The sequence below is a fragment of the Quadrisphaera setariae genome (genome assembly GCF_008041935.1).
Taxonomy (GTDB): Bacteria; Actinomycetota; Actinomycetes; order Actinomycetales; family Quadrisphaeraceae; genus Quadrisphaera; species Quadrisphaera setariae.
This window is the reverse complement of the sequence record NZ_VKAC01000001.1, coordinates 347,408-371,719: the sequence shown is the minus strand read 5'-3', so window position 1 is coordinate 371,719 and position 24,312 is coordinate 347,408. Positions and strand designations below refer to the sequence as shown.

17 protein-coding genes are annotated in these 24,312 nt (G+C 74.2%); 5 read left to right on the top strand and 12 right to left on the bottom strand.

The genetic code is table 11. The annotated features are described in order from the left end of the window. Window positions 1–10 precede the first annotated feature (10 nt). Complete coding sequence (locus FMM08_RS01765) at window positions 11–2,308, top strand: SpoIIE family protein phosphatase (protein ID WP_187279459.1); 2,298 nt, start codon at window positions 11–13, stop codon at window positions 2,306–2,308. On the opposite strand, the gene FMM08_RS01760 is transcribed toward FMM08_RS01765, so the two are convergent. The 8 genes from FMM08_RS01760 to FMM08_RS01725 form a co-directional block, all read right to left on the bottom strand. After that, window positions 2,257–4,350, bottom strand: a complete 2,094-nt coding sequence (locus tag FMM08_RS01760; protein WP_147924583.1) for a putative bifunctional diguanylate cyclase/phosphodiesterase — start codon at window positions 4,348–4,350, stop codon at window positions 2,257–2,259. The genes FMM08_RS01765 and FMM08_RS01760 overlap by 52 nt on opposite strands. Window positions 4,351–4,468: 118 nt before the next feature. Further along, entirely contained in the window at window positions 4,469–5,794 is a 1,326-nt protein-coding gene (locus tag FMM08_RS01755; RefSeq protein ID WP_147924582.1) for an AGE family epimerase/isomerase, read from the bottom strand. Further along, window positions 5,791–8,961, bottom strand: coding sequence for an alpha-mannosidase (locus tag FMM08_RS01750; RefSeq protein WP_147924581.1), 3,171 nt, complete (start codon window positions 8,959–8,961; stop codon window positions 5,791–5,793). Before FMM08_RS01750 ends, FMM08_RS01755 begins: the two co-directional genes overlap by 4 nt. Window positions 8,962–9,098: 137 nt before the next feature. Next, complete coding sequence (locus FMM08_RS01745) at window positions 9,099–9,932, bottom strand: carbohydrate ABC transporter permease (RefSeq protein ID WP_147924872.1); 834 nt, start codon at window positions 9,930–9,932, stop codon at window positions 9,099–9,101. Window positions 9,933–10,045: 113 nt separating this feature from the next. After that, entirely contained in the window at window positions 10,046–10,996 is a 951-nt protein-coding gene (locus FMM08_RS01740; protein ID WP_439653541.1) for a carbohydrate ABC transporter permease, read from the bottom strand. After that, on the bottom strand, window positions 10,993–12,360 hold the full coding sequence (locus tag FMM08_RS01735; protein WP_147924580.1) for an extracellular solute-binding protein: 1,368 nt from the start codon (window positions 12,358–12,360) through the stop codon (window positions 10,993–10,995). The genes FMM08_RS01740 and FMM08_RS01735 overlap by 4 nt, the downstream gene beginning before the upstream one ends. Before the next feature lie 377 nt (window positions 12,361–12,737). Next, window positions 12,738–13,685: a type IV toxin-antitoxin system AbiEi family antitoxin gene (locus FMM08_RS01730; protein WP_147924579.1), complete on the bottom strand. Its 948-nt coding sequence runs from the start codon at window positions 13,683–13,685 to the stop codon at window positions 12,738–12,740. Window positions 13,686–13,856: 171 nt separating this feature from the next. Next, complete coding sequence (locus tag FMM08_RS01725) at window positions 13,857–15,155, bottom strand: ROK family protein (protein ID WP_222710283.1); 1,299 nt, start codon at window positions 15,153–15,155, stop codon at window positions 13,857–13,859. A gap of 144 nt (window positions 15,156–15,299) precedes the next feature. On the opposite strand from FMM08_RS01725, the gene FMM08_RS01720 reads away from it, so the two are divergent. The 4 genes from FMM08_RS01720 (at window position 15,300) to FMM08_RS01705 (ending at window position 18,409) form a co-directional block, all read left to right on the top strand. Then, window positions 15,300–15,965, top strand: coding sequence for a glycosyltransferase family 2 protein (locus tag FMM08_RS01720; RefSeq protein WP_187279512.1), 666 nt, complete (start codon window positions 15,300–15,302; stop codon window positions 15,963–15,965). Window positions 15,966–16,061: 96 nt separating this feature from the next. Next, complete coding sequence (locus FMM08_RS01715; protein WP_147924578.1) at window positions 16,062–16,592, top strand: DUF2304 domain-containing protein; 531 nt, start codon at window positions 16,062–16,064, stop codon at window positions 16,590–16,592. Window positions 16,593–16,644: 52 nt separating this feature from the next. After that, a complete protein-coding gene (locus tag FMM08_RS01710; RefSeq protein WP_147924577.1) occupies window positions 16,645–17,082 on the top strand; it encodes a CoA-binding protein in 438 nt (145 codons plus the stop codon). A 67-nt stretch (window positions 17,083–17,149) separates the two neighbouring features. Beyond that, the gene (locus tag FMM08_RS01705; RefSeq protein ID WP_147924576.1) at window positions 17,150–18,409 is read left to right on the top strand and encodes an LCP family protein; all 1,260 of its coding nucleotides are present in this window, start codon (window positions 17,150–17,152) and stop codon (window positions 18,407–18,409) included. A gap of 114 nt (window positions 18,410–18,523) precedes the next feature. Here the strand turns inward: FMM08_RS01705 and FMM08_RS01700 are convergent, their stop codons facing one another. From FMM08_RS01700 to FMM08_RS01685, 4 genes are all read right to left on the bottom strand, one after another. Further along, window positions 18,524–20,725: a glycosyltransferase family 39 protein gene (locus tag FMM08_RS01700; RefSeq protein ID WP_147924575.1), complete on the bottom strand. Its 2,202-nt coding sequence runs from the start codon at window positions 20,723–20,725 to the stop codon at window positions 18,524–18,526. Between the two features lie 233 nt (window positions 20,726–20,958). After that, entirely contained in the window at window positions 20,959–21,891 is a 933-nt protein-coding gene (locus FMM08_RS01695) for a ferritin-like domain-containing protein (RefSeq protein ID WP_147924574.1), read from the bottom strand. A gap of 59 nt (window positions 21,892–21,950) precedes the next feature. Continuing rightward, on the bottom strand, window positions 21,951–22,988 hold the full coding sequence (locus tag FMM08_RS01690) for a cell wall-binding repeat-containing protein (RefSeq protein WP_147924573.1): 1,038 nt from the start codon (window positions 22,986–22,988) through the stop codon (window positions 21,951–21,953). Window positions 22,989–23,062: 74 nt separating this feature from the next. Next, entirely contained in the window at window positions 23,063–24,016 is a 954-nt protein-coding gene (locus tag FMM08_RS01685; protein ID WP_147924572.1) for a ferritin-like domain-containing protein, read from the bottom strand. Window positions 24,017–24,312: the final 296 nt, after the last annotated feature.

The window sequence follows — 24,312 nt, the reverse complement described above, 5'->3', positions numbered from 1 at the left end:
TACTCGCGGGATGGACGGCTCAGCGACCCAGGCGCAGGCGCCGGACGTCGCCGCCGCCCACGAGCTGGACCGCGCCCGCCTGGTGGTCGCCACCGAAGCCGCTCAGCTGGGCCTGTGGGACTGGGACCTCACCACGGACGCGCTCGGGTGGGACTCCCGCAGCCGCGCCATGTACGGCCAGACCCACATGCCGCTGACCGGTCTGGTGGGCGACATCAACCGCACCATCCACCCCGACGACCAGGTCGCCGTGGCCGAGGTGCTGGAACGCGCCATCGACGAGCGCGGCACGCTCGAGGTCGAGTTCCGCACCCTGCAGCCCGACGGGAGCGAGCGGGTGGTCTACGCCCGCGGGCAGGTGCTGGTCGACGCCAGGGGCGCCGCCGTGCGGATGGTCGGCACCAACGCCGACGTCACGGAGCTGCGCCGCTCCCAGCGCCAGGCCGCCCAAGACGCCGAGCGGCTGAGCCGCCTGGTCGAGGTGGCCCGGGCCCTGGGGGACGCCGAGTCCGAGCAGGCGGTGCTGGACGTGGTCAACCAGGCCGCCACCAGCGTCTTCGGCGCCTCGACGGCAGCGCTGGTGCTGCAGACCGGGCAGAGCGGTCCGCGGGCGCTGCGCACGCTCACCGCCTCCTACGACAGCGGCTTCAGCGCCTCCGTGGCCGAGCTGGCCGCCGACACCCCGCTGCCCGCCGTCGACTCCGCCGTCAGCGGCCGCAGCTGGTTCGTCCCGGCCCGCGCCCAGGCACCGCAGCGCTTCACCGCCGGCGCGGCGGTCTGGGAGGCCTCCGGCACCGACGCCGTCGGCTGCGTGCCGCTGGAGTCCGACGCCGGCGTGTTCGGGGCGCTGTCGGTGGGCTTCTCCGGGCCCCAGCCGTGGCGCGAGCCGGACCAGCAGGTCCTCACCACCTTCGGCGCGCTGACCTCGCAGGCGCTGCGGCGGATCTGGGCCCGCGCGGCCGAGCTCCGGGCGCTGCGCGCGGCGCAGCGGTCGGCGGCGCAGCAGACGGCGCTCGTGGCGCTGGCCCAGTCCCTCGAGCTGGCCGAGGACGAGGAGGAGGTCCTCGCCGTCGTCACCGGCGGCGGCGTCAGCCTGCTCGGAGCCCGCGGAGCGGTCCTGTGCCTCAGCGCCGGGGCGGACGAGGAGGGTGGCCTGCGCGCCCTCACCACCAGCTTCTTCGCCGAGACCGTCCGCTCCGAGGTCTCCCAGCTCCCCGCCGGGTTCCCGCTGCCCATGGTCGACGCCGCCAGCACCGGCCGCGCGCACTTCCTGCCCGACCGCGCCGCCGCCCTGGCCCTCTTCCCGGGGCGCGAGGAGATCACGGGTGCGCTCTACGAGGCGGCGGGCACGCACGCCTCGGCAGCCCTGCCGCTCACCGACGCCGGTGCCGTGGTCGGCTCCCTGTCGGTGGCCCTCGACGTCGAGCACACCTGGACCGCGGACGAGCAGGCGCTGCTGCACGCGTTCACCTCGCTGACGGCCACCGCCCTCTCCCGCATCCACGCGCAGGAGGCCGAGCGCGCCGCCAACGCCGCGGTCCGCCGCTTCTCCGAGACGCTGCAGCGGAGCCTGCTCACGCGGCCGCCCGAGCCCGACCACCTGCACCTGGCCGTCCGCTACCTGCCCGCCGCCACCGAGGCCCAGGTGGGCGGCGACTGGTACGACGCCTTCGTGGTGGGAGACGGCGCCACGAGCATCGTCGTCGGGGACGTCACCGGCCACGACCGCGAAGCGGCAGCGGCGATGGGCCAGATGCGCAACCTGCTGCGCGGCATCGCGCACGTCAGCGGTGCGGAGCCGGCGCACGTGCTCGCCAGCCTCGACGCCGCCGTGCGCGACCTGGACGTCGGCGCCATGGCCACGGTGGTGCTGGTCAAGGTGGTGCAGACGCCCGAGATGCGCCTGAGGGGTGAGCGCCTCCTGCGCTGGTCCAACGCCGGGCACCCGCCGCCGCTGCTGGTCGGCCCGGACGGCCGCGCCCGCTACCTCGAGCACGACCCCGACCTGCTCATCGGGCTGCTGCCCGAGGTCCCGCGGACCGCGCACGAGGTGCCGCTGGAGCCGGGCTCCACGCTGCTGCTCTTCAGCGACGGCCTGGTGGAGCGGCGCGGCGCTCCCCTCGAGCAGGGCCTGGCGTGGCTGGCGAGCACCGTCGAGGGGCTGCACGAGCGCACGGTCGAGGAGATCTGCGACGAGCTGCTCCGCCAGGTGGGAGACCGGGTGGAGGACGACGTCGCCATCGTGGCGCTGCGCGCCTACCCCGAGGACGAGCCCCGGCCCGCCGAGGCGGGCCCGGCGACCCGCTGAGCCGGCACCCACCGCCAGCTGGGGCGGGTGGTCTCCAGCAGCTCGGGTGACAGCTGCTCCGCGGGTGCCGGCCTGCCGTACAGGTAGCCCTGGGCGGTGTCGCAGCCCAGGGACCGCAGCACGCGCACCTCCCGCGGGTCCTCCACGCCCTCGGCCACGACGTGCAGGCCCAGGCGGTGTGCGAGGTCCACGACGGAGGCGACGAGCACCTCGTCACCCCGGGGCTCCCCCGCCGGGGCTCCTGGGACACCCGGCCCGTCCGCGCCGAGCCCGGTCACGAAGGAGCGGTCGAGCTTGAGCTCGTCCACCGGCAGGCGGCGCAGGTACGACAGCGAGGAGTAGCCCGTGCCGAAGTCGTCGATGGACGTCGAGACGCCCAGGCCGCGGAGGTCGGAGATGACGGTCGCGGCCCGCCCGGGGTCCACGACGAGCGCCTCCTCGGTGATCTCCACCCGCAGGAGCCGCGCCGGCAGCGCTCTGCGGTGCAGCGCCCGGGCGACCTGCTCGACGAAGCCGGGGTGGGTGAAGCACTGGGCTGACGCGTTCACCGCCACCGGGACCTCGTAGCCGGCGAGGTGCCAGCGCTGGGCCTGGTCGAGGGCCGTGTCGATGACCAGCGCGGTGAACGGGTGCGCCAGGTCGGTCTGCTCCAGCAGCGGCAGGAACTCGCACGGCGGGAGGAACCCGTGGGTCGGGTGCTGCCAGCGCACCAGCGCCTCCACCCCCGTCAGCACGGCGCGAGAAGGGTCGCGGCCGTCGTCGCGGCCGCTGCTGAGGCTCACCTGCGGCTGGTAGTGCAGCACGAGCTGCTCGCGCTGGGCCACAGCGGTGCGCAGCTCGCGGGCGAGCTCGAGGCGCAGGGCGCTGTGGTGGTCGTGGACGGAGGCGTCGTAGGTGACGGCTCCGCCGCCGGCCCGCTTGGCGGCGTACATGGCGATGTCGGCGTGGCGGAGCAGCTCCCGGCTGGTCGCTCGCGGGTCCTCACGGGAGGGCAGCCCTCCGGCGGTCCGGGCGGGGTGCACCGCGACCCCCGCCGACAGGTCGAGGTCCAGGGCGATCCCGGCGGCGGTCGCCCGCTCACGCACCTGCTCGCGGAGCTGCTCGGCGACGGCGCGCGCCGCCTCCCCGCCGGTGCCCGGCAGCACGAGCGCGAACTCGTCGCCGCCGAGGCGGGCGAGCAGGCCCCGGTCACCGACGACGTCGAGCCCGATCCGCGAGACGCCCTGCAGCAGCTGGTCACCGACGTCGTGGCCGAGGGTGTCGTTGATCTCCTTGAAGCGGTCCAGGTCCACCACCACCACGGCCAGCTCCCGGGCGTCCTCGGTGAGCGCCCTCTCCAGTGCCTGCGCCAGGCCCGAGCGGTTGGGCAGCCCGGTGAGCTCGTCGTGGCAGGCGCGGTGGCTGAGCTCGGCGACGACGGCGCTGGCCCTGCGCCGCGCCGCGCGGGCGCCGCCCCACGCCATCAACGACCCCGCGCAGCCGAGGGCGAACAGCCCTCCGTGCAAGGCCGCCGCAGACCAGACGTCGTGCGCGGTGTGGTGGTGGCCGAAGACGGCCTCGGGGTGCAGCGTCCCCACGACCCCGTGCTCGACGACGACGAGCGCGACGGCCACCGCGAACGGCAGCACGGTCTCGTACAGGGCCACCAGCGGCACGAGGATGAAGAAGAGGAAGTGCGCCTCCGAGGAGCCGCCGGTCACCGCCGTCGCCAGGCAGGCCGCGCCGAAGCACCCGACCGAGGCGGCCACCGAGCGGACGCCGCGCGCCACGGGCTCCGACAGGGCGCGCCAGCGGAGCACCGCGACGAGCAGACAGGCGCAGAGCAGCCCCAGCGCCACCAGGTGGGCCCGCGGCGCGAAGGCGTCGGAGACCGGCAGGCCCGCCGCGGGCCACGCGGCCAGGGCCAGCACCAGGAGCGCGAGCCCGCCCGTGACCGTGCGGTGGCGCTGGTCCCAGACGCGTCCGGAGAGGGCGGGGCTGCTGGAGCGCCACGCGCGGGCACCGCGCGGACCGCGCGAGGCGGTCGTGCGGGGATGCAGCACCGGGTCCACGACCGCTAGATCGGTCGCTGGCGGAAGGGCTTGAGCGCTCGCCGCGGCTCCGGGGCACTCGGACGGGGGACCGAGCTGGTCGGTCCCCCGTCCGGGTGCCCACGACGGGTCAGCCGCGCAGCAGGCCCTGCCGCACCGCCGTGGCCTGCGAGGGCGCCAGCGGCAGCCGCGGCACCAGGGTGGCGCCGACGGCGTGGTACAGGTCCGCCTTGCCCGGCCACACCGTGCCGCTGGGGCGGTTGCGCTCGTCGAGCTGGTGGTGCCAGGAGCCGTCCTCGTGGTCGAGGACGACGTCGGCGATGTGGTCCCACCACAGCGCGTACTGGTCGGCGTAGGGCTGCTCGCCCGTGGCGAGCACCAGGGCAGCGGCCGCCGCGGTCGCCTCGGCGGGCACCCAGTGCATGCGGTCGCGCACCACGGGGGCCCCAGACCAGTCGGTGGTGTAGACGAAGCCGGGCAGCCCGTCGACGTCCCAGCCGTCCTCCACCGCGCGGGCGAACAGCGCCACCGCAGCGTCGACCAGGCCCGCGGGCGGCTCCTCGCCGGCGGCGCGGGCGGTGGCGTCGCCGTGGAGCAGCAGGCGGGACCACTCCAGGCCGTGCCCGATGGTCGCGCCGTACGGCTTGAAGGGGTCGGCCTTCTTGTCCGCGTTGTACTCCAGCTGCACCGACCAGGAGCTGTCGAAGTGCTCCGGCACGCGCCAGCCGTTGTCGCGGGACCACGCGGCGACCTTCGCGAGGATCGTCAGCGCGCGCCGGCGCCAGCGCGCCGAGCCCTCGTCGTCCCCGAGGACGTCGGCCAGCACGTCGGAAGCGGCCAGCGACGCCTCCACGGAGTGCATGGCGCCGTTGATGCCGCGGTAGTCGTCCAGGGACGAGAAGGACGTGTCCCAGGTGTCGACGGGCATGCCCGCGGCCTCGTCCCAGAAGCGCTCCTCGTAGACTGCCAGCGCCTCGCGGAACAGCTCCTGGGCGCCGGCGCGGCCCGCCGCCGTGGCCGTGGAGGAGGCCAGGACCACGAAGGCGTGGTCGTAGCAGGCCTTGCCCTCGGCCGGGGTGCCGGACGCGTCGAGCTTGCTGAACCAGCCGCCGTTCGCGCGGTCCCGGAGGGGGGCGTCGCCGTCGGCGCCGCGCTCGGCGTCCCACAGGCCGGCGAGCGCCTCGTCGGCCAGGGCCCCGGCGCCGGGCACGCCCAGCAGGTGGCCGAGGGAGTACACGTGCGCCATGCGGGCGGTGATCCACGTCTGGACGCCGTGGCTGGGGTCGGGCTCGCCGACCTCGTCCAGCCACGCCGCTCCCCCGCCGTCGGCGGGGAACAGCTGGCCGAACGCGAGCAGGTCGCGGCAGTGCTCGTCCAGCCACGCGCGGTGCGTGGGCTGCCCGAGCCAGCCGGGGAGCCGCTGGCCGCTCGTCCGGGTGGTCCCCGCCGCGCTCACAGCGCGCTCCGGGAGAAGCGCAGGGTCACGATCTGGAAGGGGCGCAGGTGCACGTCCGCATCCTGGCCCTCCGCCGCCTCGACCGGCGCAGCGGGCTCGACCAGGGAGCGGGGCTCCGCCACGGGCCGCTCCAGCAGGTCCACCTCGGTGACCCCGGCGTGGGCGAAGCCGGCGACGACGCGCGCCGAGGCGCGCCCGCCGAGGGACTCGTACAGGCGGACCACCACGTCACCGCTGCGGTCCTCCGCGAGCTTGACCGCCTCGACGACGACGCCCTCGTGGCCGCTCTCCTGGCCCTCGACCGGCAGCACGCCCACCACCGGCGCGGCGGCCGCGGCGCTCGCTGCGCCCACCACCTCGCGCACCGGGAGGTTGGCGCGGTAGCCCTCGCGGACGGCGTCGGCGATGCCGGCGCCCACCACGAGGCCGGCCCGCAGGCGGTGCTCGCCCTGGTCGGCGTCCGGGTCGGGGTAGACGGGGGCGCGCAGCAGCGACATCCGCACCGTGGTGGTGGTGCCGCCGTCCTCGCGGGTCGCGCGGCCGACGTCGTAGCCGTACGTGGAGTCGTTGACCACGGCGGCGCCGTAGCCGGCCTCGCCCACGTGCACCCAGCGGTGCGCGCAGGTCTCGAAGCGGGCCGCGTCCCAGCTGGTGTTGGTGTGCGTGGCGCGCATGACGTGGCCGAACTGGATCTCGCTGGCGGCGCGGTCGGCGTGGACGTCCACGGGGAACGCGAGCTTGAGCATCTTCTGCTTCTCGTGCCAGTCGACGTCCAGCTCCACCCCGACGACGGGGCTGTCCGCCTCCAGGGTGATGAGCTGCTCCACGCGCGAGGAGCCGAAGGTGCGGACCACGCGGACCGCGGCCCGGCCGCGGGGGCCCGAGCCGTCCTCGACGAGCTCGACCGAGTCGGCGTCGGTCAGCTCGGTGGTGTGCCGCTGGTAGTGCACGTCGACGTCCCAGGCGTCCCACTGCGTGGGCGTGTCGCGGTGCAGCGTCAGCAGGCCGCCGCGGGTGCCCGGGGGCAGCACCTCGCGTCCCGCACCGCCCTCGGCGGTGAGGTCGCGCACCGAGGCCAGCAGGCCGTCGGCGTCCACGACCACGCGGACCAGGCCGTTGTCGAGGACCGTCCACTGCGCGCCACGCTCGGTGACCACGGCGTGCGCGGTCGGCGCGGAGGCGCGGCGGCCGGCGCCCAGGGCGGGCGCGCCGGCACGGGCGTGGGGCGCGGCGTTGAACGCGAGCCGCTCCTCGCCGTCGCCGGCCAGCACCGCGAGCGCGTCGGCGATGAGCGCCTCCAGCTCCACCGCGATGCGCAGGTAGTTGGCCTCGGCCTCGCGGTGCACCCACGCGATGGAGGTGCCGGGGAGGATGTCGTGGAACTGCTGCAGCAGCACGGTGTGCCAGATGCGCTCCAGCTCGGCGTGCGGGTAGGCGTACGCCACGCCCGTCTCCGCGGCGCGCACCGCGGCGGTGGTCGCCCACAGCTCGGCCTCGCGCAGCAGGTGCTCGCTGCGGCGGTTGCCGCGCTTGGTGCGCGCCTGCGAGGTGTAGGTGCCGCGGTGGAACTCGAGGTACATCTCCCCGCTCCACACCGGCGGCTGGGGGTACTCGGCCTCGGCCTCGCGGAAGAACTCGTGCGGGTGGCCCAGCTCGACGCGCGGGGAGCCCTCCAGGCTGCGGGTGCGGGCCGTGGTCTCGACCATCTCCCGGGTGGGGCCGCCACCGCCGTCGCCGTAGCCGAACAGCAGCAGCGAGGTGTTCGCCCGGCCCTTCTCGGCGAACTGGCGCTCGGCGCGGGCCAGGTCCTCCGCGGAGACCTCGGAGTTGTAGTTGTCCGCCGGCGGGAAGTGCGTGTACACGCGGGACCCGTCGATGCCCTCCCACCAGAACGTGTGGTGCGGGATGCGGTTGGTCTCGTTCCAGCTCGGCTTCTGGGTGAGGAAGTACCGGGCCCCGGCCAGGCGCGCGATCTGCGGCATGGCCGCGGTGTAGCCGAAGGAGTCGGGCAGCCACACGTCGTTCGGCTCGACGCCGAACTCCTCGGAGAAGAAGCGCTTGCCGGCCACGAACTGGCGGGCCAGGGCCTCACCGCCGGGCAGGTTGGTGTCGGACTCGACCCACATGCCGCCCACCGGCACGAACCGGCCCTCGGCGACGCGCTTCTTGATGCGCTCGAACAGCTCGGGCTGGTGCTCCTTGACCCACGCGTACTGCTGCGCGGAGGAGCAGGCGAAGGTGAAGTCGTCGTGCTCGTCCATGAGGCTGAGCACGTTGGAGAAGGTGCGGGTGCACTTGCGCGCGGTCTCGCGGGTGGGCCACAGCCACGCCGAGTCGATGTGCGCGTGGCCCACGGCCACGGTGCGGTGCGCGGTCGCGTCGGCCTGGGCGGCCAGCGCCGGCGCCAGCGCCGCGCGGCCGGCGGCGGCGGTGCCGGACACGTCGTCGGGGTCGACGGCGTCGACCATGTCCTCCAGGGCGCGCAGCACGCTGGCGCGGCGGCTCGTGGCCTGCGGCAGCTGCTCGAGCAGGCCGCGGAGCACCGCGACGTCGCGGGTGAGGTCGTACACGTCGAGGTCCAGCTCGACGACGTCGACAGCGCGCATCCGGTACACCGGGTCCGTCCCGGCGCCCTCCTTCGTGCCCAGCTGCGTCGGCTCGAAGTACCAGTCGTGGCCGCCGGAGGCGCCCGAGACGTCGGGGTTGGAGGACGCCTCGAGGAGGACGTCGATGGCGGCGCCGGCCCCCTCACCTGCACTCACCTGTCGCAGTGGGAGGTAGCGGTTGCGCGGGTGCAGGCCCTTCACCACGGACCCGTCGGGGCGGTACGCGGTGGCCTCGCACTGGAAGCCGGGCTGCACCGCGAGGTAGCCCAGGTCGACGTCGACCTCCACGCGCACGCGCGGGTCGTCGCCGAAGCCGGCCGGCACCTGCCCGGTGATGCGGAACCACGTGGTGCCCCACGGCGGCCCCCACGGGGTGCCGGTCGGGCGGACCTCGAACGGGGAGAACTCCTGCGCGGACGCCTCGGCGAAGGGCACGGGCTCACCCGGCGCCTCCCAGCGGGAGACGGTGAGCGGGTGGCGGCGCCGGTGGAGGGCGGGGACGAGGCGCTCCCTGACGAAGCGCTCGACACGCATCTCCACGAGGTGGGAGTCGTCGTGCACGGTGGTGCCTTCCTGGTGGTGAGGATCAGGTGCGCTCCGCCGGGTCTTCGCGGAGCTGGGTGGAGCGCGCACGACCGGCCGTCAGGGGGGGGCGCGGCCGGTCGTGCGCGGTTCAGGGGGGCGTCAGCCCAGGGCTCTCAGCCCTTGACGCCGCCGGCGAGGGCGAAGCCGCCGGAGAGGCGCTGCACCAGCAGGTACAGGAACAGCACGGGCAGCGTGTAGAGCACGGAGAAGGCGGCCAGCTGCCCGTAGGCGATGGCGCCGTTCACGCCGAAGAAGTTGTAGATGCTCACGGCGGCGGGCTGCTTGTCGGGGTCGAGCAGCAGCACGAAGGGGACGAAGAAGTTCCCCCACGCCTGGGTGAACACGAAGATGAAGACCACGGAGATGCCCGGGCGCATGAGCGGCACCACCACGCGGAACAGGGCCTGCATGGCGCTGGCGCCGTCCACCCACGCGGCCTCCTCGAGGGAGATCGGCACGCTGTCGACGAAGTTCTTCATCATCCAGATGGCCATCGGCAGGCTCGTGGCGGCGAGGAACATCACCGTGCCCGGCAGCGAGTCCAGCAGCCCGAGGGCCACGAACAGCGCGTACACCGGCACCATGACCGCGGTGATCGGCAGGCAGCTGGCGAACAGCACCGTGTAGAGGAACGACTTGTTCCACCGCATCTGGTACCGGCTCAGCGGGTACGCCGCGAGGGTGGCGATGAGCACCGTCACCAGTGCCGTGCCGCCGGAGACGACGAGGGAGTTCCACAGCGGCACGAACGTCAGGTCGGGCGTGAGCACGGTGGTGAAGTTGTCGAGCGTCAGGCTGCTCGGGATGCCGATGGCGACGGTCGCCGCCGGGTCCACCGACGCCAGGACGATCCACGCCAGCGGGACGAAGAACGTGACGCCCACGACGACGAGCGCGATGCTCGCGGCGATCGCCGTGCCCCGCTTGCGGGGCGAGGCCAGGGCCATCGCGGCGCCGCGGCTCCTGCGGGCCGGGCGGCCGGGCACGCCGGCCGGGACCGGCGACTGCGGCGAGACCGGGCCGGAGGGGGCGCCCGCGGGGGCGCTGGTGGGGGTGGTCATCAGTCGACCTCCGGCTTGAGGACCTTCACGTAGACCACCGCGAAGATCGCTCCGACCATGAGCGTGACGGTGGCGATGGCCGTGCCGTAGCCGACCTGGGAGAGCTTGAAGGCCTCCTGGAAGGCCAGCAGCGGGAGCGTGGTGCTGCGGGTGCCCGGACCCCCGGCGGTCATGACCCAGATCAGGGTGAACACGCCGAGGGTCTGCAGGGTGACGAGCATCATGTTGGTGGCGACGGCCCGGCGGACCATCGGCAGGGTGATGCGGAAGAAGCGCTGGAGCGGGCCCGCGCCGTCGATCTGCGCGGCCTCGTGGACCTCCGGCGGGACCTCCGCGAGAGCGGCGCCGTAGACCATCATCGAGAACGCGGTGCCGCGCCAGATGTTGGCGAGGATGACGGCCAGCAGCGGGAAGCTGATGAGCCAGGTGACGCTGCTCCCGCCGAAGAGCTGCAGCACCGCGTTGAGGGTGCCGTTGGTGGAGAAGAACGCGTAGAGCGCGAAGGCGGCCACGATCTCCGGCATCACCCAGGCGCCCACCACGAGGGCGCCGACGACGCCGCTGACGGGCTTGGGCGCCTTCTCGATGAGCACCGCGAGGAACATGCCCAGCGCGTTCTGGCCGATCACCGCCGAGGTGAGCACGAAGACCAGGGTCAGCAGGGCCGACTGCCAGAACGCGCCGCTGGACAGCAGCCGCGTGTAGTTGTCGATCCCGACGAAGTCGGGGTTGACCGCCCGGTAGCCCGACAGCGTCGCGTTGGTGAGGGACCCGTACAGCGCGTAGCCGATGGGCCCTGCGAGGAACACGCCCATCAGGGCGATGGCCGGCGTCAGCGGCAGGAGGCGGCCCGCGGTGCGGGCGGCGTCCTTGCCCCTGCCCCGGGGGCGCAGCGGAGCGCTGCTCCCCCGGGGCGCCGAGCTGTCGAGCTCGAGGGTGGACACGGTCAGCTCGCGGCCTGGGTGTTGTCCTTGCCGACGATCCCGACGAGGGCCTCGTCGTACGCCTTCGCGGCGTCGGCCGGGCTGGAGCTGCCGGTGACCACGGACTCGACGGCGACCTGGATGTTGCTCGAGATCTGCGAGTAGTCCGGGGTGGCCGGGCGGAAGTGCGTCACCGGCACCAGCGAGGAGAAGAACTCGAAGGAGGGGTTGTACGACAGGTACGCCGGGTCGGTGGCGACGTCCTTGCGGACGGCGATCTGCGACGCCTCGGTGCCGTACTTGAGGGCGTTCTCCTTGTTCAGCGCGGTGCTGACGAAGTCGAAGGCGGCCTGCTTGTCAGGGGCGTTGGCGCCCACGGAGAGCAGCCAGCCGCCGGACATCGAGGTGGAGCCGGGGGCGGAGCCGTCCTGCGTCGGCATGGGGGCGAAGCCCATCGTCTCCTGCCACTGCGGCCAGGCGTTGTCGCCCTTCAGCCACTGGCCGGGCAGCCACGAGCCGTCGATCGCCATGGCGACCTTGCCCTGCGGGATGAGCGTGGTGGAGATCTGGCTGCCCAGGGTCGAGTCGAGCGCGACGTCCTGGCTCGGGCCGAGGCCCTCGGAGAACACCGTCTTGTAGAAGCCCAGGGAGTCGCCGAAGCCCTTCGAGCCGGTCAGCCACTTCTTGCTGGAGGTGTCGTACAGCGGGTCCTTGGTGCCGTACATCAGCATCTCGAAGCCCTGCATCGAGGTCTGCTCACCGCCGGCCTTGGAGCCGTAGATGTTCAGCGGGATGACTCCCGGCACCTTCTCCTTGACGGCGCGCGCGGCGGTCAGCACGTCGTCCCAGGTCTTCGGCTTCCAGTCGGTGGGCAGACCGGCCTGCGCGAAGAGGGTCTTGTTGTAGTAGATGGCGCGGGTGTCGGTGCCCATGCTCACGCCGTAGGTCTTGCCGTCGTCGCCGAGGCCGGCCTGCTTGGCGGTGTCGTCGAACTGGCTCCAGTCGCTCCAGCCCTTGAGCTGCTCGTCCATCGGGGCGAGGTAGCCGGCGGCGGCGTCGGAGCGCACCTGGAAGCTGTCCTCGTAGATGACGTCCGGAGCGGTGTCCTTGGACTTGTTCATCAGGGCGAGCTTGGTGAAGTACTGGTCGGCCTCGGACTCGATCGGCTTCAGCTCGACCTTCATGCCCGGGTGGGCGGACTCGTACTCGCCCTTGGCCTTGGTGAGGACGTCGTCGAGCTGCGTGAAGCTCGCCGTCTTCTGGTAGACGACGGTGACGGTCTTGCTGTCGCCGTCACCGCTGCCGCTGCCGCCCGACGAACCGCACGCGGTCATCGCCAGGGAGAGGGTGACGGCTGCCGCGGCGATGCCTGCGATGCGCCTGCGCTGCATGGGTGGCCCCTTCGCTCACTCGACGAGTCATCCGCGACTCGTCACTGGAAGGTTTCTACATCAAATGGAGTTATCCCTGTCAAGGGCTACCCCGCCGCCGTGACGCATCCGTGACACGACCCCGACCGCACGGTCGGCGTTCGAGCGCGCCAGCCCCTGTTCACCTGCGGCCCAGTCGCCGAGGAGCACCTGCTCGACGCCCCGTCGCGCCCCTCAGCAGCCCCTCGAGCCCCACCTGATCACGCCTCCACCACCCAGTGGCGTCCCCCTCCCTGCAGACCCCCGCACCGCCGCCCGAGGTCTGCTGATCTTGGCGATCGATCGGCCGCTGAGGCACCGAGAGACGACCGATCGACAAGATCTGCACGGCCCGCTGGTCACAGCGCCCGGCGGAGCCTCCACGGGATCCGCATCGGGTCGAAGGTGTCGTCCCACGTGAAGCGCTCCACGTCGGCGCCGTCGGCGAGCACCTCGCTGGCCTTGTCGCGATCCCGGTAGGCGGCCTCCGGACTGCCGTGCGGTCCTCGGCCGTCCGCCTCCACGTACAGGGGTCCGCGCTCAGGGCGCCTCCGGCGCTCGCGGTCGATGGTCATGTCCGGGCGGGCGAAGACCCTCCCGGCTGCGTCTCTCAGCCGCTGCTGCAACCGGTCGGGCGCCAGGTGTCCGTCGATCATCCTGGAGCGCACCCGGCTCTCCAAGGGGGAATCCGCGTCCGGGGTGGCCAGCTCCCACAGGTCGTCGACGCCCCGCCAGCCGGATCGGCCACTCGCCAGCTCCCGCGCTGCCGCCAGGTCGGAGCGCCTCGCGCGTCGGCGCAGCGCTCCGTCGAGCACCGACAGCCCGGTGGGCCGGTCAACGCTCGGCACCAGGTCAGCGAGGGTCCTCACCAGCCCGGTGGCGCGCAAGCCCGAGGGAGTCGCCACCTCGCTCGCCAGCAGCGGCCGCACGTGCACGCGCAGCCCCGGCCGGGCGCGCAGCTCCTTGCCGGGAGGGACGACCACCGTCACCCCGTCGCACCGAGGCACCCCGACCAGCCTCATCTCGACGGCTGCGCTGTCGAAGCCCAGCACCGCGTGCGGCAGCACCAGTGCGGCCGCCTGGTTCCAGGCCCGCATCAGGTCGCTGGACGCTTCCCGGCCGGTGTGCACCGCCACCATGCGGGTGCCCCGAAGCGGCGTGCGCCAGCCGTCACGGCGCCCCACCTCGTGGATCCGCGTGCGCGTCAGGCCGGCGGCGAGCAGCTGCTCGGTGGTCAGCACGCCCCGCTGGGAGAGGGCGAGCCGCGTCAGCTGCGGTGGGAGCGAGGGGTCGAGGAGGAGTTCCACGCGTCGCAGGCTGGCCGCTCGCACGTCGTAGACGGCACCGTCGGGCTGGAGGCTGTGGACAGACCCCGCCGCTGGAGCACCTGTGGGCGGACGACGTGCAGATCTTGGCGATCGACCGCCGCAGCGGCGCTCGGCACGCCGACCGATCGCCAAGATCCGGTGCCTTCGCTGTCAGTGCTCCAGCAGGAGGGTGGCCGACCGGGGGCTGAACGCGTCCTCCAGCACCAGGCAGCCCGCGCCGACGGCCGCCACGTCCGCACCGACCAGCGTCCCGCGCACCTCCACCGGGTGGATGGCCCGCGAGACCGCGCCACCGGTCACCAGCGGCGGCACCACGCGCAGGAACGTCCGCTCCAGCCGCGACCACAGCGGCCCGCCGAAGACCACCTGCTCCACGTCGAGCATGTCCACCAGGTCGGTGGCGGCCTTCGCCATGCGGCTGGCCAGGTCGTCCAGGAGCGAGCGGGCCTGGGGGTGCCCGGCGTCGGCCAGCGCGCACACCTCGGCGAACGCCGACGCCACCGACGCCCGGTGCTCGGCGGCCACGGCGGTGGGCTGCCCGAGCAGGTCGTCCCCGGCGTCCAGGTCCCAGTGGCCGACGCCGAGCCGCTCCGCCTCGCGCACGAGGTGCAGCGGGCCGCTGGTCTCCCCGAGGCACCCCGCGAGCCCGCAGGGGCACTCCGCGCCGCCACGGCCGGTCACCAGGTGCCCGACCTCCCCGGCGTTGCCGGAGGCGCCGCGGTAGACCTCCCCGCGCAGCACCAGGCCGGTGCCGACACCGGTGCCGAGGTAGAAGAAGACGGCGCTGCCGGTGCCGCCCACGCCCCCGGCCCAGACCTCCCCCACCGCGGCGGCCACGACGTCCTTGTCGAGCACCACCGGCAGGCCCGTGGCGTGCGCCAGCAGGTCGCGCACGTCCACGCGGTCCCACCCGGGCAGGTTCGGCGGGTGGACCACGGCGCCTGCCGCGCTGTCCACCGGACCGGGCGCGGCGACGCCGAGCCCGACGATCCGCTCGCGGTCCACGCCGGAGTCGGCGATGACCGCCTCGACGTCGCGGGCGACGTCGGCGAGCACCTGCCCCGGACCGGCGCCCGGCCGCAGCGGGTGGTCGCGGCGGGCCACCACGTGGCCCAGGAGGTCGAGGACGACGACGGTGACGACGGCCGGGTCGAGGTGCACCCCGATGGCGTAGCGGCCCTGCGGCGCCAGGCGCAGCAGCGTCCGCGGCTTGCCCGGCCCCACGCCCTGCTTGCCGGCCTCCTCGACGAGGCCCTGCTCCAGCAGGCGGCGGCAGATGTTCGAGACCGTCTGCGCCGACAGGCCCGTGAGCACCGCCACCTCGACGCGCGACAGGCCCGTGGCGTGCCGGCGGATCGCCTCGAGCACCACGACCTGGTTGTAGTCGCCGACGCGCGGGAGGTTGGACCCTCGGCGCACGCCCGTCGCCGTCGTCCTGCTCGCCGCCACGCGCCCAGCCTCCCACGTCGCCCACGTGCCGGTTTCCCGCGCGAACCGGATCGCGCGCCCGTCCCCGCCCGCAGCACCGGCCCACGAGCCGCGGCGAACGCCAGCGGAGCCACCCCGCGCGCACGTACCGTCGTCGTCGTGCTGGTGGAGGACGCCTGGGTGGTCGTGCCGCTGTACGACGAGGCGGCTGTCGTCGGTGACGTCGTGGCGGGGCTGCGCCGCAGCTTCGCGCACGTGGTCTGCGTGGACGACGCCAGCCGCGACGGCAGCGGCGACGTCGCCGAGCGCGCCGGGGCCCGCGTGGTCCGCCACCCGGTGAACCTCGGGCAGGGCGCCGCCCTGCAGACGGGCCTGGAGTGGGCGCTGGCCGATCCCGGCTGCCGCTTCGTGGTGACCTTCGACGCCGACGGCCAGCACCAGGTGGCCGACGCCCTGGCCATGGTCGAGCGGCTGCGGGCCGGCGAGGCCGACGTCGTGATCGGCAGCCGCTTCCTCGACGAGCGCACGCGCGTGGGGGCGCTGAAGAAGGCCGTGCTCCGCGCCGGGATCGTGTACTCCAACGCCACCACGGGCGTGCGCATGACGGACGCCCACAACGGGCTCCGCGCCATGACGCGCGCGGTGGCGGCCTCGCTGGACATCACGCAGAACCGGATGGCGCACGCCAGCGAGATCGTCGAGCAGATCGGCCGCGGCGGCTGGCGCTGGGTGGAGCACCCCGTGGAGATCCTTTACACGGACTACTCCGTCAAGAAGGGGCAGTCGGTGCTGAACTCGGTGAACATCGTCACCGAGCTCATCTTCAAGTGACCCGTCCTGGACGGGAGGCGCCCGCACGGGTGCCGCCGTTGCTCTGAGTATCGCGAACCGCCACGCTGGGTGGTCGGCGACGTGCACGATGGCGAGGTGGAGAGCGTGCTGATCAAGGCTCTGCTGATGGTGGGCATCGGCGTGGTGGCCCTGCTGTTCGTCCGCGGCCACTCCACCGCCCGCCACCAGGCGATGCGGCGCGTGGCCGTGGTCGGCTTCGTGTGCCTGTCCATCGCCTCGCTGCTCTTCCCGCAGACGTGGCAGTCGGCCGCGTCGCTGCTGGGCGTCGGACGCGGCACCGACCTGCTGCTCTACGCCACGATCATCGCCTTCCTCGGCTTCATGGTCACGACCTACCTGCGCACCCGCGACCTGCAGCGCCAGGTCACGGTGCTCAGCCGCCGCCTCGCCCTGGACGAGGCCGCAGCCCGCGCCGCCGCTGCCGACGCCGCTGCCGCGCAGGCCGCCGCCCTCGCCTCCCTGGCGACGACGACGGCGGCCGCGCAGCTGGTGCCACCGACCGCCGCCGCGCCCGCCGCTTCCTCCCCCGGTGCTCCCGAGACCGCCGCGGCCGGCGTCCCGTCGCGGCGGGCCGTGCCCGCACCGCGCACCGTCCCCGCCCGCTGACGCACGCGGCCTGGACTCGCCGGGCCGGCCGGGGGCTGGCTAGCGTCGTCGCGTGGCCCACCGCAACGACCCCGAGGTCATCGCCCGGCTCCTGACCGCGCCCGGTCGCTGGGCCGTCGTGGGGCTGTCCCAGAACACCGCCCGCGCCGCGCACCGGGTGGCCGCCGGGCTGCAGCGGACGGGCCACCCGGTCGTGCCGGTGCACCCGCGCGCCGAGGAGGTCCACGGCGCCCGCGGCTACCGCACCCTGGCCGAGGTGCCCGGCCGCATCGACGTGGTGGACGTCTTCGTCAACAGCTCCCGCGCAGGCGCGGTGGTGGACGACGCCATCGCGGTCGGAGCGGGCGCGGTGTGGCTGCAGCTGGGCGTGGTCGACGAGGACGCCGCCGCCCGGGCCGCCGCCGCCGGCCTCGACGTGGTCATGGACACGTGCCCGCTCATCGAGGTCGCTCTGGGGGCACCTCCCGCTCGCGGGGGACTGCGGGGCTGACCCGCGTCGCTGAGTCCCTCAGCGCGTTCTCAGCCCCCGCGGCCCCCGATCGGCCTACCCTCGCGAGGTGGCTGAGGAACCGCGCTGGGGTCCGGCGACGACGTACCGCTCGTCGCCGGGGCTGCGGCGCGGTGCTCCCGGCGGGTCCGGTGCCGGCGGCGGGCAGCAGCGCTCCGCGGGCGGGAAGGGTCCCCACCGCGGCGAGCGCGCCTACCGCGAGGACGGCGCCGCCGGTGGCCCGGCGGGTCGGGGCGGGTCGGGTCGCCGCGTGCCCCCGCAGCAGCGCCGCCAGCCGCCCGCCCCCGACCTGCAGGGCCCGGGCGTGCACCGCAGGCGGCGGCGGCCGGTGCGGACCGTCGTCGTCCTGCTCCTCCTGGCGCTGGTCGGGTACCCGCTGGCCCTGGGGGCCGTGGCGTACACGTCGGTGACGCGCGTCGGTGCGCTGCCGGACTCGTCCGTCGCGGCGACGCCGGGGCAGACGATCCTGCTGGTGGGCTCCGACAGCCGGGAGGGCCTCACGCGCGACCAGATGGTGGAGCTGTCCACCGGCACCGACGTCGAGGGCAAGCGCACCGACACGATCATGCTGCTGCACCGCCCCGCCGGCGGTGGGCCGACGGTGCTGCTGAGCATCCCGCGCGACAGCTACGTGAAGATCCCCGGCCACGGCTCCAACAAGATCAACGCGGCCTACGCCTTCGGCGGGCCGTCGCTGCTGGCGGAGACCGTGGAGGGCGCCACGGGCATCCACGTGGACGGGTACGTGGAGACCGGGCTCGGCGGGTTCGCGAACCTCGTCGACGCGGTCGGCGGCGTGACGATGTGCCCGGAGAAGGCCATCAGGGACCCGAAGGCCGGGCTCGACATCCAGGCCGGCTGCCAGACGATGGGCGGCGCGACCGCGCTCGGGTACGCCCGCACCCGCGACTTCGACGCCAACGGCGACCTCGGCCGCGCCCAGCGCCAGCGGGCCATCATCGGCGCCGTCGCCCACGAGGCCGCCTCGCCCGCGGTGCTCCTCAACCCGCTGCGGTCGTTCCCGCTGGCCGCGGCCGGCGGCTCGGCGCTGTCCGTCGACGACGACTTCGGCCCCGCTGACCTGTACGGCTTCGTGATGGGCGTGCGCGCGGTGGCCGGAGGCCAGGCCGTGTCGCTCAACGTGCCGATCGCCAGCGACAACCGCCGCACGAAGGCCGGTCTGGTCATCGACTGGGACGACGCGAAGGCCGGTCAGGTCTTCCAGGCGATCAAGGACGACGACACCGAGTCCATCCGGGCGATCGCCGCCGCCGAGGCCACCGGCTCCGCGAGCAGCGCCACCTCCTGACGCGCCCCGCGCCAGTCCGGGAGTGGAGCAGATCCCCCCGGCGGGGACGCAGACCGGCGGGCCGCGGCCCAGAGGGGGTGGACCGCGACCCGCCGGGGCCGGAGGGCGTCCGCGTCAGGCGGTGGCCGAGCCCGGGGCGTCGCTGCTCGCCGTGACCGGCGCGGCCGGCGAGGTGAGGTCGTAGACGGTCACGCCGTCGACGACGCGCGAGGTGAAGTGCGCCTCCACCCAGGTGCGGACCTGCGTCGAGTCGCGCTCGGTCCCCCCGGCGCCGAGCGACCCGCCCTCGGTGGCGCTGGCGATGAAGTAGTGGATGTCACCGTCGGCGACGTACCGCTGGAACTGCGCGAGCGTGGGCGACGGGTCCGTCCCGTTGAACCCGCCGACCGGCATGACCGGGTCCTGCGTGGCCAGCTGGTAGCCGGCCGCGTTCTGGGAGCCGATGGCCGCGGCGACCCAGCGGTAGCGGCCGGCGTCCTGCTCGAGCAGCCGCACGAGCGACGGGCCGGGGCGGGCGGCGCTGAGCAGACCGCCCGCAGGGCCTCCGCCCGTCCCACCGTGTCCGCCGGAGCCGCCCGCTCCGCCGAGCTGCGGCAGGGCCTGCGCCCACGGGGGCGCCTGCCCGAAGGGGGCCGCCTGGCCGGGCTGAGCACCTCCGTGCCCGCCGGCGCGACCGCTCCAGCCGCCTCCGGTGTGCCCACCGGTCCCCCAGCTGCCGTGCCCGGGCCGTCCGAAGCCGCCCGGCCCAGCCAGGCCGGCGCCCAGCCCACCGGTCACGGCGGGCCCGGCGCTGGGCAGCGAGCCGGTGTGCCCGTAGCCGGCGGTGTCGACGGCGTAGGCCGTCGGTGCGGCCAGCGACGCCACCACCGCGGCCCCCACCGCGGACAGCGCAGCCGTGCGGGCCAGCCGCGGCAGCTCGGGCAGCGCCCGCAGCGCCACGAAGCCACCGGCGGCGGCCAGCCCCACCACGAGCACGAGCCACTTCAGCGCCGGGTAGTACTCGGGGCTGCGTGTGAGCAGCACGAACGCCCACCCGGCGGTGAGCGCCGTGGCCAGCGCCAGCGCCACGGCGCCCAGCCACGTGGCGCGCACCCGCCAGACGGCGGCCGCCCCGAGGCCCACCACCGCGGCGATCGCCGGCGCGAGGGCCACCGTGTAGTACGGGTGGAAGATCCCCGACATGTAGCTGAACACCAGCCACGTGGTGCCCAGCCAGGTGCCCCACAGCACGAGCGCGGCGCGCAGCGGGGAGGTGCGCGCCGCAGACCTCAGCAGCCACAGCGCCACGACGCCCAGCACGACCGCCGCCGGCACCAGCCACGTCACCTGCCCGGCGAAGGTGGTGCCGAGCAGCCTGAGGAAGCCGGTGTCGCCCCAGTGCCCCGTCCCCGTGGGCCCGACGGTGGTGCCGACGGAGCCGCTCTCGTGCCCGGTGAGGCGGCCGAAGCCGTTGTACCCGAAGGTGAGCCCCAGGAAGCTGTCGTCCTGCGACCCCCCGATGTAGGGCCGGGACCCTGCCGGCCACAGCTCCACCACCGCCACCCACCAGCCGCCCGCGACCAGCAGCGCCAGCCCGGCGACCAGCAGCTGCACCACGCGGCGCGCCAGCCGCGCCCGTCCTGCCAGCAGGTGGGCCACGCCGAACGCGGGCACCACGAGCAGCACCTGCAGCTGCTTGGTGAGGAAGCCGAGCCCGACGAGCGCACCGGCCAGCACCAGCCACCGCGTCTGCGCCGACGTCCGCGCCGACTCCACGGCCCTGAGGACGGCGACGGCCGCCCCCGTCATGAGCAGCACCAGCAGCGCGTCGGGGTTGTTGAAGCGGAACATCAGCGCCGCCACCGGCGTGACCGCCAGCGCCGCGCCCGCCAGCAGCCCGGCGGGGGCGCCGGCCACCCGCCGCACGGAGCCGTGCAGCAGCCACACCGCCGCGACGCCCATCAGCGCCTGCGGCACGAGCAGCGACCAGCTCGACAGCCCGAACAGGCGCACCGACAGCGCCACCACCCACAGCGACGCGGGCGGCTTGTCCACGGTGATGGAGTTCCCGGCGTCGGAGGAGCCGAAGAAGAAGGCCTCCCAGCTGCGCGAGCCCGCCAGGGCCGCCGCGGAGTAGAACGCGTTGGCCCAGCCCGACTCGCTGAGGTCCCACAGGTACAGCAGCGCCGTGCCCGCCAGGAGGACGAGCAGGGCGGGACGCGCCCACGCGGGGTCCTGCTCACGGCCTCGCCACCAGCGGGCCGCGGGGGTCCCCGCTGCCGGTGGTGCGGGCACGTCGGCGCGTGCGGCGCTCGCAGCGGAGTAGGAGAAGGTCATCGGTCAGCGCTCCCGGTCTCACCGCGCCGGCGCCGCTCGCCGTCACCGTGCGGCGGCGCGCCGCGGCGCGAGGTCTGCTGGGAGCGTCCGCCCCGACCCTGTGGGCGGAGTAGGCGCGGACTGGGAGCGCGCTGCGCGTCGTCGTCGTCCTGGTCGACCCGTTGAGGACGACGACGAGGGGCCCCGCCAGCGACGCGCTGGCGGGGCCCCTCGTGCCGGGTGCCGCGGTGGGGTCAGGTGGTGCGCAGGTCGCCGTTGAGCCCCTGCGGGTAGAAGCCGCCGCCGGAGACCCCGGAGGCGCCGTTGAGGTAGACGATGTTCAGCACCTGCTGCGGGGTGCGGCTGAAAGCGATGCCGTTGTCGTCCGTGGGCACGATGTTCGCGGTGGCGCCGCCGTCGGGGGTCAGGCCCTGGTCCAGGTCCGTGGAGCCGTCCACGACGTCGCGGACGTCGGAGATCTTCTGCGCGACGCCCTGGACGTCGGTGCCCATCTCGAACAGCGCCGACCGCACGATGCCCGCGTGGTAGGCCTCCACCGCGAGGATGCCGGCGGCGGCCTCGAGGTAGGTCTTGTTGGTGATGAGCGGGGCCGCGCCCTTGTAGGCGGTCACGCCGACGTCCTCGAAGATGAACGCGCCCAGCAGGAAGCTGGTGTCGTCGGCGAAGGGGTCGAAGGTCTGGCCCTGCTTGATGATGCCGGCGGCCACGGCCGCGGCGCTGAAGGAGGCCTTGAGGTCGATCGCCGGGCGCGAGACCTTGGACCCGCCCAGGGCGGAGCGCAGGAACGCGACGTGGGCGAGCTCGTCCTTGGCGATCTCCTCGGCGTACTGGCGCACGGCGCGGTTCTTGAACAGCACCCTGCGGCCGCCGGTGACGCCGCCCATCTTCCCGTTCCCGTCCGCCATGGACTGGGTGAGCCCGTGGCCGAAGGCGGCGTAGGAGTAGAACTCCGCCTCGAGGTACTCGAGGTTGAGGGCGAAGTTGAGCACGGTGGCGTCGCTGGGGGCGTCCGCGGCGTTCGCCGCGGTCGCACCGGCGGTGCCCAGCGCGGTCGCACCGAGCGCGCCCAGGCCGAGGAGGCCCGCGCCGCGGAGCATCGAGCGGCGGTCGTGCGCCGTCTCGCTGCTCCTGGTGATCATGTCGTTGACCAGTGCCTTGCCGAACATCGTGTCCTCGTCTCGTCAGCGTGTCAGGGGGGCGGTGGCAGGGCGCGCGCGCGGGCGCGTCACTGCGCGGCGTCGGTGGCCTGCTGGGCCGCCTTGTCGGACACGGCGCTCTTGCCGCCGAAGATGAAGCCCGGGCCGGTGATGTCCACGGCGTGCTTCTTGAGGTAGTTCGCCGTGGGTGCGCCGATGTCGTCGGGCGTCCAGGTGTAGAGGATCGGGACGCCGTAGTAGCCGGCCAGGGCGGAGGCGGACAGGGCGTCCACCGCGTTGACGTTCGCCCCGCCCACCAGCGCCGCGCCGGCGTAGGTGAAGTTCGCGGTGGCGACCGAGTCCTCCGCCACCGCGACGGCGGTGCTCTGGCGGTCGTCTCCGGCGAGGCGGCTGTTCGCGCCGAGGGCCTTGTAGGTGTCGTCGGAGACGACGGCCTTGCCGCCCACCACGGTGCGGTAGCTCACGCCGAGCTGGTCGAGGGCGCCCTTGGTGGCGTCCGGCACGCGGCCGGCCTCGGTGAGCAGGATCGGGGTGCCGTTGGCCCAGGCCTGCGGACCGACCGTGACGGCGTCGGCGAGGGAGGTGCCGGAGGTGATGTAGACGCGCTCGGGGGCGAACTCCCCGGCGGTCGCGACGGCCGCGGCGGTGGCGTAGCGGTCGTCACCGCCGAAGCGCTTGACGGTGTAGTCGCCGGCGATGGCCGTCTCCTGGTCCTTGGAGATGACGGAGGTGCCGCCCACCAGCCAGACGCGCTTGGCGCCGAGGCGCTTGATCTCGTCACGGGTGGCCGGGGGCGCCGCGTCGGTGTCCGTGTAGAGGATCGGCGCGCTCTTGAGTCCGGCGAGGTAGGACGCCGACAGGCCGTCGACCGTGCGGGAGAGGTTGACGAGGACGACGTCGTCGCTGCCGCCGTTCGGGTACAGCGCCTTCGAGGACTCGACGGCGGTCTCGACGCGGGTGGCGCCGCCGGTGCGCTGGTCGAACTTCACGCCGGTGGCGGCCGAGGCGCTGGTGGCGCCCAGGCCCGCGACGGCGACGGCGGCGAGCAGGGTGACGGCGGCGGCGCGGGTGCGCCGGCGCTGCGTCGACGGGGTGGAGCTGGTCACGGGGTGCCTCCTGGAACGGGTTCGGGTGGTCTTCTGCGAGGGACCGACGGGTCGGCGGACGGTGGCGCTGCCGATCAGGTGGTGGTCAGGCGCGCGTCGTCGTTGTTGGTGCCGTCGGGGAAGAACCCGCCCTTGGTGACGCCGGACGAGGCGGTCAGGTAGGCGATGTTGTGGACCTGCTGCGGGCTGCGGCTGTAGGCGATGGCGTCCTTGTCGGCCGGCACGAGGTTGGCGCGGTAGGCCCTGGGGTTGCCGGCGAGGACGCCCTGGTCGTCGTCGCTCCTGCCGTCGAGGGAGTCGCGGGCGTCGGAGATCTTGTTGGTGATCACCGCGACGTCGACGCCGAGGTTGTAGAGGGACCGGCGGACCAGGCCCGCGTGGTAGGCCTCGACGGCGAGGATGCCGGCGGCCGCACCGAGGTAGTCCTTGTTGGAGATGAGGGGGGCTCCGCCCTTGTAGGCGGTGACGCCGAGGTCCTCGAAGATGAAGGCGCCCAGCAGGAAGCTGGTCTCGTCCTTGAAGGGGTCGAAGCTGTCCCCCGCCTTGATGACGCCGGCCGCGGTGGCTGCGGCGTTGAAGGCGTCGGTGAAGTTGATCTTCGGGCGCGCCACAGCGGCGGAGCCGAGGGCACCGCGCAGGAACTTCACGTGGGCGAGCTCGTCGGCCGCGATCTCCCTGGCGTACTTGGCCACGGTGCTGCCGGCCTTGAACGGCACCTGCGAGCCGCCGGTGACGCCACCGAGCGCCTTGGTGCCGGTGGTGAGGCTGTCCGGCAGGCCCTGACCCGTGGTGGCGCGCAGGTAGTACTCCGCCTCGAGGTACTCGAGGTTGAGCGCGAAGTTGAGGATCGCGCCGTCGGAGATCGGCGCGTCGGCGGCGAGGGCGTCCTGCGCCCCCACCGTCATGGCGGTCACGGCCCCCACGGCGCCGAGCCCGGCGAGGCCGGCGGCGCGCAGGAAGTTGCGGCGGTCCGCGGGGTTCTCAGCACTGCGGCTGATCATGTCGGCGACGAGCGGCTTCCCGAACACGGTGCCCTCTTCCTGCTGTCCGGGCAGCAGGGAGCGGCGTCCGCCGTCGACCCTGACCCGGTGGCTGTCCGGCATCGCGACCGTGCGGCGACACCCCTCCCCCCAGCGGGGACGTCAGTGACGCTAGGTGGCCGGCCGAGCAGATCCCGGGACGCCGCGCGGCGTGTCGCTCGCGATGGTGTCGCTCACGATGATCCCGCCACCCCGCAGGAGACCATCTTCTGACCAGGAGTTTCGCGGCCCATCAGACGGGTTCGTCACCGAGGGAGCGGTGGACTGCCCACTCAGCGTCCCCA

What these genes read in the sequence shown, in the direction of transcription:
- FMM08_RS01765 (WP_187279459.1), top strand. Translation starts at nt 11, where the DNA reads ATGGACGGCTCAGCGACCCAGGCGCAGGCGCCGGACGTCGCCGCCGCC.
- FMM08_RS01745 (WP_147924872.1), bottom strand. Translation starts at nt 9,932, where the DNA reads ATGGCCCTGGCCTCGCCCCGCAAGCGGGGCACGGCGATCGCCGCGAGC.
- FMM08_RS01735 (WP_147924580.1), bottom strand. Translation starts at nt 12,360, where the DNA reads ATGCAGCGCAGGCGCATCGCAGGCATCGCCGCGGCAGCCGTCACCCTC.
- FMM08_RS01700 (WP_147924575.1), bottom strand. Translation starts at nt 20,725, where the DNA reads ATGACCTTCTCCTACTCCGCTGCGAGCGCCGCACGCGCCGACGTGCCC.
- FMM08_RS01695 (WP_147924574.1), bottom strand. Translation starts at nt 21,891, where the DNA reads ATGTTCGGCAAGGCACTGGTCAACGACATGATCACCAGGAGCAGCGAG.